This is a genomic window from Actinomycetota bacterium (genome assembly GCA_035765775.1).
Taxonomy (GTDB): domain Bacteria; phylum Actinomycetota; class CADDZG01; order JAHWKV01; family JAOPZY01; genus DASTWV01.
Genome location: DASTWV010000043.1, coordinates 31601 through 44101, shown reverse-complemented (window position 1 = coordinate 44101; position 12501 = coordinate 31601). Strand labels below are relative to the sequence as shown.

Annotated in this window: 15 protein-coding genes; 11 read left to right on the top strand and 4 right to left on the bottom strand. The window is 71.2% G+C overall.

Features of this window, described 5'->3' with window-relative positions; translation table 11 throughout:
• Nucleotides 1-4 precede the first annotated feature (4 nt).
• Both VFW71_09570 and VFW71_09565 read left to right on the top strand, forming a co-directional pair.
• Entirely contained in the window at nucleotides 5-568 is a 564-nt protein-coding gene (locus VFW71_09570) for a Uma2 family endonuclease (GenBank protein ID HEU5003013.1), read from the top strand.
• Nucleotides 569-584: 16 nt separating this feature from the next.
• Nucleotides 585-1151: a Uma2 family endonuclease gene (locus VFW71_09565; GenBank protein HEU5003012.1), complete on the top strand. Its 567-nt coding sequence runs from the start codon at nucleotides 585-587 to the stop codon at nucleotides 1149-1151.
• Nucleotides 1152-1222: 71 nt separating this feature from the next.
• Here VFW71_09565 and panB read toward each other — a convergent pair whose 3' ends face one another.
• Nucleotides 1223-2023, bottom strand: a complete 801-nt coding sequence (panB, locus tag VFW71_09560; protein HEU5003011.1) for a 3-methyl-2-oxobutanoate hydroxymethyltransferase — start codon at nucleotides 2021-2023, stop codon at nucleotides 1223-1225.
• A gap of 89 nt (nucleotides 2024-2112) precedes the next feature.
• Nucleotides 2113-2958, bottom strand: coding sequence for an alpha/beta hydrolase (locus VFW71_09555; protein HEU5003010.1), 846 nt, complete (start codon nucleotides 2956-2958; stop codon nucleotides 2113-2115).
• A 202-nt stretch (nucleotides 2959-3160) separates the two neighbouring features.
• Between VFW71_09555 and VFW71_09550 the strand changes: the two genes are divergently transcribed.
• From VFW71_09550 to VFW71_09530, 5 genes are all read left to right on the top strand, one after another.
• Nucleotides 3161-3517, top strand: coding sequence for a hypothetical protein (locus VFW71_09550; protein ID HEU5003009.1), 357 nt, complete (start codon nucleotides 3161-3163; stop codon nucleotides 3515-3517).
• Nucleotides 3518-3648: 131 nt separating this feature from the next.
• Nucleotides 3649-4665, top strand: coding sequence for an NAD-dependent epimerase/dehydratase family protein (locus VFW71_09545; GenBank protein HEU5003008.1), 1017 nt, complete (start codon nucleotides 3649-3651; stop codon nucleotides 4663-4665).
• Nucleotides 4662-5195: a dTDP-4-dehydrorhamnose 3,5-epimerase family protein gene (locus VFW71_09540; GenBank protein HEU5003007.1), complete on the top strand. Its 534-nt coding sequence runs from the start codon at nucleotides 4662-4664 to the stop codon at nucleotides 5193-5195. Before VFW71_09545 ends, VFW71_09540 begins: the two co-directional genes overlap by 4 nt.
• The gene (rfbD, locus tag VFW71_09535) at nucleotides 5177-6046 is read left to right on the top strand and encodes a dTDP-4-dehydrorhamnose reductase (protein HEU5003006.1); all 870 of its coding nucleotides are present in this window, start codon (nucleotides 5177-5179) and stop codon (nucleotides 6044-6046) included. The genes VFW71_09540 and rfbD overlap by 19 nt, the downstream gene beginning before the upstream one ends.
• Nucleotides 6043-6777 (top strand): sugar phosphate nucleotidyltransferase, encoded by a 735-nt coding sequence (locus VFW71_09530; protein ID HEU5003005.1) that lies wholly within the window; start codon nucleotides 6043-6045, stop codon nucleotides 6775-6777. The genes rfbD and VFW71_09530 overlap by 4 nt, the downstream gene beginning before the upstream one ends.
• 382 nt (nucleotides 6778-7159) lie before the next feature.
• Here VFW71_09530 and VFW71_09525 read toward each other — a convergent pair whose 3' ends face one another.
• Nucleotides 7160-8806, bottom strand: coding sequence for an NAD+ synthase (locus VFW71_09525; protein HEU5003004.1), 1647 nt, complete (start codon nucleotides 8804-8806; stop codon nucleotides 7160-7162).
• Nucleotides 8807-8899: 93 nt separating this feature from the next.
• Here VFW71_09525 and VFW71_09520 point away from each other — a divergent pair, with 93 nt between their 5' ends.
• On the top strand, nucleotides 8900-9127 hold the full coding sequence (locus tag VFW71_09520) for a type II toxin-antitoxin system prevent-host-death family antitoxin (protein ID HEU5003003.1): 228 nt from the start codon (nucleotides 8900-8902) through the stop codon (nucleotides 9125-9127).
• Nucleotides 9124-9516 (top strand): PIN domain-containing protein, encoded by a 393-nt coding sequence (locus tag VFW71_09515; protein ID HEU5003002.1) that lies wholly within the window; start codon nucleotides 9124-9126, stop codon nucleotides 9514-9516. The genes VFW71_09520 and VFW71_09515 overlap by 4 nt, the downstream gene beginning before the upstream one ends.
• Before the next feature lie 33 nt (nucleotides 9517-9549).
• Here VFW71_09515 and VFW71_09510 read toward each other — a convergent pair whose 3' ends face one another.
• Nucleotides 9550-10860: a hypothetical protein gene (locus tag VFW71_09510; GenBank protein HEU5003001.1), complete on the bottom strand. Its 1311-nt coding sequence runs from the start codon at nucleotides 10858-10860 to the stop codon at nucleotides 9550-9552.
• On the opposite strand from VFW71_09510, the gene VFW71_09505 reads away from it, so the two are divergent.
• Nucleotides 10851-11486 carry a Uma2 family endonuclease gene (locus VFW71_09505; protein HEU5003000.1) on the top strand — a complete coding sequence of 212 codons (636 nt, stop codon included), beginning with the start codon at nucleotides 10851-10853 and terminating at the stop codon, nucleotides 11484-11486. The two genes, VFW71_09510 and VFW71_09505, sit on opposite strands and share 10 nt — an antisense overlap.
• Before the next feature lie 62 nt (nucleotides 11487-11548).
• Nucleotides 11549-12499 (top strand): NAD-dependent epimerase/dehydratase family protein, encoded by a 951-nt coding sequence (locus VFW71_09500; GenBank protein HEU5002999.1) that lies wholly within the window; start codon nucleotides 11549-11551, stop codon nucleotides 12497-12499.
• Nucleotides 12500-12501 lie beyond the last annotated feature (2 nt).

Here is a 12501-nt window from a genome sequence, read left to right as displayed (position 1 = left end):
GTGCATGGCCCGTGCAGCTGAGGGAGGGTACAGCGTCGAGGACTTCGACTGGGTGCGCGCCCAGTGGGGAGTGGCGCACGTCGAGCTCGATCCCTGGGGCAACCTGGTCGTGACGCCGGCGACGGACCTCCACGAGGCCGCGGTCAGCCTGCTGACCCGCCAGCTTGTACGCCAACTCCCAGACTCTTTGGCCATTGCGGCCAATGGCCCTGCCTGGCGGGTGCCCGGCGGGAGTGGGTACCTCAATATGCCGGATCTGGCAGTACTGACGGCGGGCTGGCACCTCCGGGATGACGAGCATCTCGTCCCTCCCCCTCACCTGGTGGTCGAGGTGGCTTCGCCCTCCACCCGCGTGGTGGATCGCAACCGAAAGCGGGACGACTACCTGTTGGGCGGGGCCGAGGCCTACCTGCTCGTAGACCTGCCCGCGCTGGCCCCGGTCGAGGCTCCCACCTTCACGCTGGTGCGCCCGGGCGAGCCGGAGGTCACGGCCCACACCGAGATTGCGCTGATGGTGGCCGGCCGGCCGGTGCGCCTCACCCTGACCCCGCTCGAGTCGCGGGACTGAACGGGTACCCTGCGGCATGGTTCGTGCGGCCGAAGGAGGCTACACCGTCGACGATCTCGACTGGCTCCGGACCCAGTTGGGTGTGGCGCACGTCGAGCTGGACCCGTGGGGGAGCCTCATCGTGACGCCGGCGACGGATCAGCATGAGAAGGCCGTCGCACTGCTGTGGGAACAGCTCTTTTCGCAACTCAGCGTGGTGGATGCCCAGATTGTGGGCAACGGCCCACCGTGGCGGGTACCGGAGGGGAGCGGCTACCTCAACATGCCGGACTTGACGGTCCTCCGACGCGACTGGGACACCCGCCAGGACGAACATTTCGTTCCTCCCCCCTACCTGGTGGTCGAGATTGCCTCGCCCTCCACCCGGGTGGTGGACCGCAATCGCAAGCGGGACGACTACCTGCTGGGTGGGGCCGAGGCCTACCTGCTGGTGGACCTGCCCGGCCTGGCCCCGGTTGAAGCTCCCACCTTCACGCTGGTGCGTCCGGGCGAGCCGGAGGTCACGGCTGAGGGCGAGATTGCGCTGAAGGTGGCCGGCCAGCCGGTGCGGCTGAGCCTTGGCACCCCCGGGTCGGCCGGGTAACCGGGGAGGGTGGTTGGGACTTAGATTCTGGTGTTGATCTGACCGTGACCGATGACGCCGCGGTGGCGGCCTCAGTACGAATGGGCTTCGTCCGGGAAGGTGCCTGCCTCCACCTCGTGCAGGTACGCCCGGGCGGCGTCATGGATAACGGTGGCGAGGTCGGCCTGGGCCTTCACGAACTTGGGGGAGCGGGTGGCCTCCACGCCGGCCCGGAAGCCCAGCAGGTCGTGCACCACCAGGACCTGGCCGTCGCAGCCCGGCCCCGCCCCGACGCCGATGGTGGGGATGGCGAGCGCCTGGGTCACCGAGGCGGCCACGGCCGCGGGCACCGCCTCCAGCACCAGGGCGAAGGCGCCCGCTTTCTGCAGGTCGAGGGCGTGGGCGACGAGGGCGTGGGCGTCCTCCTCGTTCTTGGCTTGCACCCGGTAGCCGCCGAACGCGTGCACCGACTGGGGGGTCAGGCCCAGGTGGGCCATTACCGGGATGCCGCGCTCGGTGAGGGCCTGGGTGAGCTCGGGCATCCAGCCCTCGAACTTCACGGCGTGCATGCCGCCCTCCTTCAGCATGCGGGTGGCGTTGCGGATGCCGTCCTCCAGCGAGGTCTGGTAGCTGCCGAAGGGCATGTCGCCGATCAACAGGGCGGTGCGCGCCCCCCGGGCGACCGCCCGGCAATGGTGCAGCATCTCGTCCATCGTCACCGGCAGGGTGGTGTCGTAGCCCAGGACCACCTGCCCGAGGGAGTCGCCCACCAGCAGGGCGGGGATCCCGGCCTCGTCCAGCAGGCGGGCGGTGGGGAAGTCGTAAGCGGTGAGCATGGCGAAGCGGCGGCCGTCCGACTTGTAGCGGGCCAGGTCGCGCACGGTCGTGGGCATGGCGGGCACTCCTCTCTCTGGTCCCGGGGCGGGGCCTCCGGGCCTGTGGTGCTTGCCTCAATTCTACGACCGGGGCGAGCCCCCGCGGGTTACGCCTGCAGGGCGAGGAACCCCAGCAGTAGCCGGTTGAAGGCGTCGGGCTGCTCGGCCTGCAGGGCATGCCCGGCGCCCTCGATCTCGGCCTGGGTGGCGCCCGCGATGCGCTCCGCCATCAGCTCGGCGATGGCATGCGGGGCGGGCTCGCTGTCGGCCCCGGTGACGATCAAGGTGGGGACGCCGAGGGCGGCCAACGCCTCGGGGTCGGGTTGGTAGGTCGAGGCGCTCTCCTCCTCCCACTCGTGGGGGAGTGCCCGCTCCAGGATGCCGTAGGCAGGTGATCCCGGCGCCAGGTCCCGGGCCATCTGCGGGTCGATCAGGGACAGGAACTCGCCCAGCCACTCCTCGAGCGGCGCCCCCGAGGCCCCCCGCGCCTCCAGCTCCCGCCACCGCTGCAGCCAGGGGCCGTAGTCGGCATCGTCCGCCAGCCAGGCCAGCAGGCCGGGCTCGATGAGCGTCAGCGAGGTGCACGCCTCCGGGCGGGCCAGGGCGGCCTCCAGGGCAACCAGTGCGCCGTAGGAGATGCCCACCAGATGGCTGGCCGGGGCCTCCCGCAGGTCGAGGGTGTGCCAGACATCGGCGGCCTGCAGGGCGACCGAGATGCGCTCGCCCGCCGGCGCCCGGGCGTCCGGGGAGCGACCGTAGCCCCGCCGGTCCACCGCCAGCACCCGGTAGCCCTCGGTGGCGAGCGGGCCGATCTGGCGGGCCCAGGTGGGGCCGGAATGGAAGATCCCGCCGTGGATGAGGGTGACGACCGGGCCCGCCCCGCGCTCGAGGGCGGCGAGCTCGACGGGGACGCCGGGCCGGGTGGCGGAGTCAGCGGGCAGGGGGTGGCTCATGGTCGGGTCATGGTTGGGTCATGGGTTGGGTCATGGGGGCGCGGGTCGGTGCGAGGGTTCGGTGCGAGGGGGGAGGGTACCGCTTCCGGCCCCCCGCCACCGGCCCGTGCGGGCGGTCGGATATCATCAATATGGCGCCCGGTAGGGCTGTGCGCCGGCCGGCGGGGTCCAGCCCGCACCCACCGCGAAGGAAGCAGGAGCAATGAACGCCAAGGTTGCCGTTCTCTGCTGGGAGGAGAGCCGCCCCTGGGTGAGCGCGCTGCGCCAGAACGGCTACAGCGTGCCCTGGGTGGAGGAGCCGAAGGGGGACACCTACAAGCAGATCCCCAAGATCGAGCCCGACCTCGTGCTCATCGACCTCACCCGCTCACCGGATCAGGGCCGGGCGATGGCCGTGGGCCTGGCCGGCACCGACGAGCTCGCAACCGTCCCGATCGTGGTCATCGCCGCCAAGGAATCCGCCGCCCGGGGTCTGAAGGGCAAGGTGAAGAACCTGGTGTTCGCCAGCCCACCCGACATGATCACGGCAGTGAAGTCGGCGCTGGCTGAGAAGGAGTAACCCCGGAGTAAGGCCCCAGCCACCTGGGCGGGCTTCTGGAGACCGCCGCCGGCCAACCAGTGCAGTATCGTCCCCGGCGCGGGCGCCGAACGTGGGCGCCGAACGCGGGCGAACAGGAAGCCGGAGGGCGGATGCAGGGCAAGACCATCGTGGTGACGGGCGGGGCCGGGTTCCTCGGCAGCCATTTCGTCCGCCACGCCCTGGCGTCCGGCGCCGGCCTGGTGGTGAACGTCGATGCGCTCACCTACGCCGGGGACCTGCGCCGCCTCGGCGATGTGGCCGACGACCCCCGCTGCGCCTTCGTCCGGGCCGACGTCGCCTCGGCGCCCGAGATCGCCGCCGTCTTCCAGGTGTACCGGCCCGATCTCGTCGTGCACTACGCAGCTGAGACCCACGTCACCCGCAGCGAGTCGGATCCCGACCGGTTCTTCCGCACCAACGTCGAGGGCACCCGGGTGGTGCTCGACGCGGCGCTCGCCCACGGGGTGGGCCGTGTGGTCCATGTCTCCACCGACGAGGTCTACGGCCCGATCCTCGAGGGGGCCTTCGCCGAGGAGGACAAGGGGCGAGGCGAGGGGGCGGCGAGTAGCCCGTACGCCCGGTCGAAGGCCATCGCCGACGACCTGGCCCGCTCGTACGCCGATCGCCTGGAGGTGGTGGTCGTGCGGCCCACCAACGCCTTCGGGCCGCACCAGTTCCCCGAGAAGGCCTTCCCCCGCTGGATCGTGCGGGGCCTCCGGGGCGACGTGCTGCCGGTCTGGGGCGACGGCCTCTACGTGCGTCAGTGGCTGCACGCCGGCGACTTCGCCGCCGCCGTCGGCCTGGCCGCCACGATGGGCGCCCCGGGTGGGGTGTACAACGTCGGCCCCCGCCATGAGCCCGAGATCACCAACCTGGCGCTGGTGCGCTGGCTGGCGGGACGCCTCGGCCTGCCCGAGGACCGCATCGTCATGACCGCCTACGACCGCCCGGCCCACGACCGGCGCTACTGCGTCGATGCGACCCGCATCACCGGCCTGGGCTGGCGCCCGGGCGACGTCTGGGAGCAGCTGGGGGCCACGGTGGACTGGTACCGGGACCACGAGGACTGGTGGGGGCCGCACCTGGCGGAGGCGGAGTCGATCTACACCGATGCGGCGGCCCGGTGAAGCTGGAGCCGATCCCGGGCATCCCGGGCGCCGTCCTCGGCACCCCCGTCGTGCACGGCGACAGCCGGGGGTCGTTCATGGAGATCTTCCGCGAGGACCTCCTGGGGGTGCACTTCGTGCAAGCCAACCACTCGCACTCGGCCGCCGGGGTGCTGCGCGGGCTGCACTACCACCGCAAGCAGGCCGACGCCTGGTACGTGATCGGCGGGGAGGCCCAGGCGATGCTGGCCGACCTGCGCACCGCCTCCACCTCCCCGGCGGTGGTGCCGGTCCCGCTCGTCGGGGGCGAGCCGCAGGTGCTCTACATCCCGCCCGGCGTCGCCCATGGCTTCCTGGCGGTGACCGACGTGGACCTCATCTACTGGGTGACCGGCTACTACGACGCCAGCGACGAGTTCGGGGTGGCCTGGGACGACGCCACCCTGTCCGCCCCCTGGCGCATCGCCCAGCCGGTGCTCTCGGGGCGGGACCAGGCCAACCCGCCGTTGTCCTGGGACGACGTCGGCGGGCTGTGGCCGACGGGGGAGTGACCGGCGCCGGCTGGGTCGTCACCGGCCGGGACGGCCAGCTCGGCAGGGCGCTGGCAGCACTCCTGCCGCACGCGGTGCTGGTGGACCGCCCGGAGTTCGAGCTGTCCGACCCCGGCGGGGTGCGCCGACAGCTCGTAGCCCGGGCGCCCTCGGTCATCGTGCACGCCGGAGCCTGGACGGCGGTGGACGCCGCCGAGGCCGACCCGGAGGCGGCCCGGGCGGTGAATGTGGCAGGCACCTCTGCGGTCGCCCGGGCGGCCGCAGAGACCGGGGCGCTGCTGGTCTACCTCTCCACCGACTATGTCTTCGACGGTGCCTCCGCCCGCCCCTACCGGGAGGACGATCCCCCGCACCCGCTCTCGGTCTACGGCGCCAGCAAGCTCGGTGGCGAGGAGGCGGCCGCCCAGGCGCCCCGCCACCTCGTGGTGCGCACCTCGTGGGTCTTCGGTGAGGGCAAGAACTTCATCGGGGCCATCCTGGCGGCCAGCGCCGCCCGGCCCGGCCAGGCCCTCACGGTGGTGGACGACCAGCGGGGGCGGCCGACGTACGCCGTGGATCTGGCCGGCGGCATGGTCGCCCTGGTCCAGGCGGGGGCCACCGGCCTGCTCCACCTGCAGGGCGGCGGCGAGCCCGGGACGTGGGCGGACGTCGCCGCCGTGGCCCTGGAGGCCGCCGGGCGCCCGGCACCGGTGCTGCGCACCAGCACCGAGGCCTACAACGCCGGACGGCCGGGCCCCATCGCACCCCGGCCGGCCAACGGCGTCCTGGACTGCGCCCGGGCGGCCGCCCTCGGGGTGGAACTGCGCGACTGGCGCCAAGCGGTGGCTGCGTATGTCAGGGTGTGCGCATGAAGGGCGTCGTGCTGGCGGGCGGACTGGGCACCCGCTTCCATCCCGTGACCAAGGTGGTGAACAAGCACCTCCTCGACGTCTTCGACGAGCCCATGGTCTTCTACCCGATCCGCACCCTGGCCGCCGCCGGCATCGAGGAGATCACCCTGGTGACCGGGGAGGAGATCGCCCAGTTCAAGAAACTGCTGGGCGACGGGTCGTCGCTCGGCGTCCGGATCACCTACGCCTACCAGGAGGGCGAGCGGGGTATCGCCGACGCACTCTCCCGGGCGGAGTCCCTGGTCAGCGGGCACCCGATCTGCGTGATCCTGGGCGACAACATCTTCCAGGAGAGCCTGGCCGGAGCGGCCGAGGCCTTCGCCGACCAGGGCAAGGGGGCGAAGATCCTCCTCAAGCAGGTCTCGCCCGAGGATGCCCGCCGTTTCGGGGTCGCCGAGGTGGCCGACGGCAAGATCCTCGGGATCGAGGAGAAGCCCGATGCGCCCCGATCCGACCTGGTCGTGACCGGCTGCTACTTCTACGACGACCGGGTCTTCGACCTCATCCGCACCCTGGTCCCCTCGGCCCGGGGCGAGCTGGAGGTCACCGATCTCAACAACGTCTATATCGCCGAGCGCACGATGACCTATGACGTCCTGCGGGGCTGGTGGACCGACGCCGGCACGCCAGCAAGCAAGCTGAAGGCCTCCATCCTTGTCGCTCTGGAGAAGGGCGTCACCTTCCACCGCTGAGCCGGCTCCAGCCCGGCCCGTCCCGGGCGCGCAACGGGCGGGGCTGGCCGCCCCACCCGTCATACCGCAGTGCGTGGTGCGGGTGCTCTAGTCGTCGTCGTCGCTGCCGTCCAGCAGGTTCTCCAGCGTCTGGCCGAGGTCGTGCAGGCCGAGGCTGGTGAGGAGGTTCTCGAGAAGCTCTCCGAGTCCACCCATAGCGATTCCCCCGTTTCAGGTTGGGGCCACACCCGGTTGGCGCGGTCCAGTGACTAGGGAACTATACCGAGTCTTTGTTCGGGCTGTATGTCCGGACCGTCGCGGAAAATGAAAAAATCTTAAGGTATGCGAACGCCCGGGAGATTCTGGTGCAGTAACGGTTGAAGCGCGCGGAACCGGCGCTCCGCTAAGGCTCCGCCGCCTCCTTGGCGCGCACCATTTGCGGACCGACGAACGGCCGGTAGCGGTTGGTGATCGGGGGCCTGCGATCCCTCCCGAATGCCCGTCCGGTGATCTTCACCCCGGGCGGGGCCTGCCGACGCTTGTACTCCGCACCATCGACCATGGCGACCACCCGGGCGACGGTCTCCCGGGGGAACCCCCGGGCGGCGATCTCCTCCGGGCTGGCGTCCTCCTCCACGTAGGCCTCCAGGATCGGGTCGAGGATCTCGTAAGGTGGCAGGGCGTCGGCGTCGAGCTGATCCGGGCGGAGCTCGGCGGTGGGGGGCCGGGTCAAGACCCCTTCGGGGATCGCCGGGCCGACCCGGTTGCGCCAGGCGCTGAGTTCGAAGACCAGGGTCTTCGGCACGTCCTTGAGCACCGCCAGGCCGCCGGCCATGTCGCCGTAGAGCGTGGCATAGCCGGTGGACATCTCGGACTTGTTGCCGGTGGAGAGCACGAGGCGCCCGGTCTGGTTGGAGATCGCCATCAGCAGCGTGCCCCGGATCCGCGACTGCAGGTTCTCCTGCGTGAGCCCCGGAGGGCGGCCGTCCAGGACCGGGGCGAGCGTGCCGGCAAGGGCCTCGTAGGGGCCGGTGATCGGCAGGGTCAGGGTGGCGATGCCGAGGTTGGCCGCCAGCGCATGGGCGTACTCGGTGCTCTCGGCGCTGGTGAACACGCTGGGCATCAGCACGCCCAGGACGTTCTCCGGACCCAGGGCGTCCGCCGCGATCGCCGCGGTCAGCGAGGAGTCGATGCCCCCGGAAAGCCCGATGCACGCCGAGGCGAAGCCGTTCTTGCCCAGGTAGTCGGCCACCCCCAGGACAAGGGCGGCGTAGACCTCCTCGGCGCTACCCATCTCCGGGGCCAGGAGCGGCGTGGTGGCCGGGAGGTCGACGACCAGCAGGTCCTCGGCGAACTGGACCGCCCGGGCCACCAGGGCGCCATCGGGGGTCACCACGCACGACTGGCCGTCGAAGACCAGCTCATCCTGGCCGCCCACCAGGTTGACGTACGCGAAGGTGGCACTGGTCTGGCGGGCCCGAGTCCGGAGCAGCTCCTGGCGCAGGGCGCCCTTGCCCCGCTGGTAGGGCGAACCGTTGATGTTGACGATGACCTCGGCCCCCGCCGCGGCGCAGGCGGCGTGCGGGCCGTCCGGACGCCAGAGGTCCTCGCAGATCGTGACGCCGATCCGGGTCCCGGCGGCCTCGGCCAGCACGATGCCGCTGCCGGGCGAGAAGTAGCGCTGCTCGTCGAAGACCCCGTAATTGGGCAGCAGGTGCTTGTGGTAGATGGCCCCCACCGCCCCGTTCACCAGCACGGCGGCGGCATTGAACAGCTGGCCGCCGGAGCGGTCGACGAAGCCGACCACCGCGCTCAGCCCGGTGGCCGCCGGGGCAATGGCATCCAGCGTGGCGAGGTTGTCGGCGACAAAGGAGGGGCGCAGCACCAGGTCCTCGGGCGGGTAGCCGGTGACCGCCAGCTCCGGGAGGGCGACGAGGTGGGCCCGGGCGCTGCGGGCCGCTCCGATCGCCGCCACGATGCGGTCGCGGTTGCCCTCGAGGTCGCCGACGGTGAGGTTCAGCTGGGCGAGGGCCAGCCGGAGGGTGCCCATGGGAGAAGCGTAGCCCGGCACACGTCGCGTCCGTTGTGCGCTTCGGCATCGAAACAGGGGCCCGAGGGCGCAATGACCAGTAGAATGACCAGTATGGTGAGGCGACTGGGAGCCACCGAGGCCAAGGCCACCTTCCTGCGGCTTCTCAACGACGTGGCCGCTGGCGAGGAGGTCGAGATTACGAAGCGGGGCAAGACAGTGGCGCGCCTCGTACCCCCCCGGGCGGCCCGTGGCCTGCGGGGTGCCGCGTCGGGCATTGCGAAGTCAGCCGCACGCGATGACGAGTTGTTCAGTGCCGGCGTCGAGTGGGAGCTCCGGTGACGACGGCCCTGCTCGATACTCACGTGCTGCACTGGTGGTCGACCGAGGCAGACCGGCTCAGTCCCCGAGCGCGCCAGACCGTCGAGGACGCCGACGAACTGGCCGTCGCCGGAATCTCTTGGTACGAATTGGCTTGGCTTGCGGCCCACGGACGCATTCTGGTCTCGGCCCCAGTGCTGACGTGGCTGAGCGATCTCTCTTCGTTCGTGCGGACCGTCGGAGTCACGCCCTCGATCGCCGATCGAGCGGCAGGGCTGCCCGCCACATTTCTGGGTGACCCCGCAGACCGGCTCATCTATGCCACCGCACTTGAGTATGGGTGGCCCCTCGTCACGAAGGACGGTCGAATGCGGGGACACCCCAACTCCCGAGCGACCACGGTGTGGTAGGTCGGGGTGGCGTCCCGATGCCGGATCCTGCCCCTACCCTCCGGGGATCGGGTGCTGGCCGTCGAGTCGGGCGGCGCGCAGGTACGTGAGCTGCTGGTAGACGTAGTCCGGTGGCCGGACGAGGATCGCCAGGCAGGCGTGGTCGGTGGGGGTCGCCGTGGCCATGCAGGCCCGGCCTGCCAGCTCGTAGGAGCGGTACACGCGTGAACCGCTGATGCCGGAGGAGTAGCTGCGCAGGATGGCCGCCACCACGATCATCACGAGGACGGCCCCCACCCTGCCCCCCGAGGCTGCCGGGCTGTGCTCCCTGGACGCCCAGGTGTGGAAGGCCAGGATGCCGAAGACCACCGTCACCACGATGAAGAGGAGCGCCGCCGTGGTGTAGCGGCTCGTGGTGGCCTGGGTGGCGCCGAAGCCCACCCGGCCCACCGCCGTCTCCAGCGCGGCGAGCAGCGCGAACACCGCCAGGCCCACCCAGGCGGCAGCGTCCCGCAGCGCCTGACGGTCGCCGCGCACCAGGTACCGGAGGGCGACGGCGAAACCCACGACGACCCCGAGGCCCACGAGTACCGCACCGGCACGCCTTCCCCACAGCGGTGTGCCGAAGTAGGCGAGCAGGTAGAGCACGAAGTTCCCGGGGTGGTGCAGCCCGGCGGTCAGCGGCGGCGCCCCGGCGGGCGAGTGGTAGCCCCGGAGGTAGAGCGCCGCCGTCACGAGCCCGGCGCCCACCCAGGCCCAGAGCCAGCGCCGGTAGCGGGGCTGCACCACGAAGACGCAGAGGGCCGCCGGCCAGACGAAGAGCCCGCTGGCGAGCGAGTAGCTGGCGATCACGCCCAGCACGATGGCCCCCACCACCGGGATCCCGGCTGGGCGGCCGGCCGGCCACAGGGCCAGGAGAGCGATGGCTCCCACTGCGGCCCCGTATGCCAGGAACCATCCCACCTGCCAGCCGGAAAGCCAGTTCTCCCACTGCATCGGGGAGAAGAACAGCCAGGCAGCGGCGACCGCGCCCACCGCACAGGGCCCCACACCCAGGGGGCGCAGGACCCTGCGCACCAACAGCAACAGCACCGCCAGCATCGCCACCGCGAGGACCACGTTCACGACCAGCTCCCAGCGCAGGTCCCAGTGGGTCAGCCGGGCGAGCTTCAACAGGATGAGCTGCGGGAAGAAGTCGCGGTGCTCGTTGTGCTGGGCCCAGACATCGGACAGCCGTAGCGTGCCGAGGGCCTGCTTGCGCAGCAGCGGGACCAGGTCCCACTCGTCGGAGTACGGGATGTTCACCGCCCGGCGCTCGATGAAGGCCACGAGCAGGAGGAAGGGCAGCACGCACAGTGCGGTCACGGCCGCCAGACGGCTGCTCGTTGCGTGCGAACGGCCACCCGCTCGACCCGCTCGACCCGCTCGACCCGTGGGCCCTTCCACTTTCCCTGGACTCTACCAGCCCTTCTTCCGCCACTATTTGCTCGAAATGGATAGTAGCCCAGTTCGTCGGCGGGCGGGTCTACGTCCGGACTGGCGGTTCGCAACGCCACGATGTCATCGCCGGTCTCATCTATGACGTGCTTTCCCCCGGGGTCCGCTCCGCCCGGTGCCTGCTCTTCATGGCGAACCGCATACTGGTGACCCCGGCTGGTAATGCGTACTACCCGGACATGTTCGTCTCCTGCGGCCCAGGAGCAAAGCGCCTCCACGAAGTCGACGCCTCGCTGATCCTCGAGGTGCTCTCACCGTCCACCGCGGACATCGATCGCCGGGAGAAAGCGGTGGCCTACGCCCAGCTCCCCGGCCTCGAGCTCTACCTCCTGGTGCACCCCGACAGCCTGCGGATGGAGGCGGCCCGGCCGCAGGGCGGCACCATCGGGAGCTGGCAGACCTACGGCGCGGGCCATGTCGTCGCGACGCTGTTCGGCGGCCTCGACATCGACGCCCTCCATGACGACCTCGATCGGCGGGTCACGGTCGACTGACACTGCTCAGGGCGCGCGTACAGCCCGGCCCCCAACGTTCGCGCTGCTACCCTGGCGACCAGATGGGCGACCAACTCGTTCTCGTCACCGGCGGCGCCGGCTTCATCGGATCCTCCATCGCCCGGGCTGCACTGGCGCAGGGCATCGGCGTGCGCGTGTTTGACAACCTCACCACCGGGCACCGGGAGAACATCCCCGACGGGGCCGAGTTCGCCTTCGGTGATCTGCGTGACCCCGAGGCGGTCCGCACGGCGTGCGTGGGCGTGGACGTCGTCTACCACCAGGCGGCGCTGCGCAGCGTCGCCCGCTCGGTGGACGAGCCGCTGCCCACCGAGGAGACCAATGTCACCGGCACGCTGCACCTGCTGGAGGCCGCCGAGGCGGCGGGCGTCCGGAGGGTGGTCTACGCCTCCAGCTCCAGCGCCTACGGCGAGACCACCGGTGGCGTGAACCGGGAGGATGCCACCCCCAACCCGATGTCGCCCTACGCGGTGAGCAAGCTCACCGCGGAGTACTACTGCCGGGTCTGGACCCGCATCAAGGGACTCTCGACCGTCTCCCTGCGCTACTTCAACGTCTTCGGCCCCGGCCAGCGGCCCGACTCGCAGTACGCCGCCCTGTTCCCCGCCCTCATCTCGGCCCTGGTGCAGGGCAGGGCGCCGGAGATCCACTGGGACGGCGAGCAGTCCCGGGACTTCACCTTCATCGACGACGTGGTGCGCGCCAACCTCCTCGCCGGGGCCGCCGGCACCCAGGCGGACGGTGCGGTCTGCAACATCGGCGCCGGCCGGCCCAAGACCGTGAACGAGACCCTGGCCGCAGTGTCCGAGGCCCTGGGGGTCTGGATCGACCCGCAGCGCCTCCCGAAGCGCCAGGGTGACGTCCGCAGCTCGCTGGCGGACATCAGCCGGGCGCGGGACGTGCTGGGCTGGGAGCCGGAAGCCAGCTGGAGCGAGGCGGTGGGGGCAACCGTCCGGTGGTTCACCGAGGGGACGAGGCCCGGGGCCGGTTGATC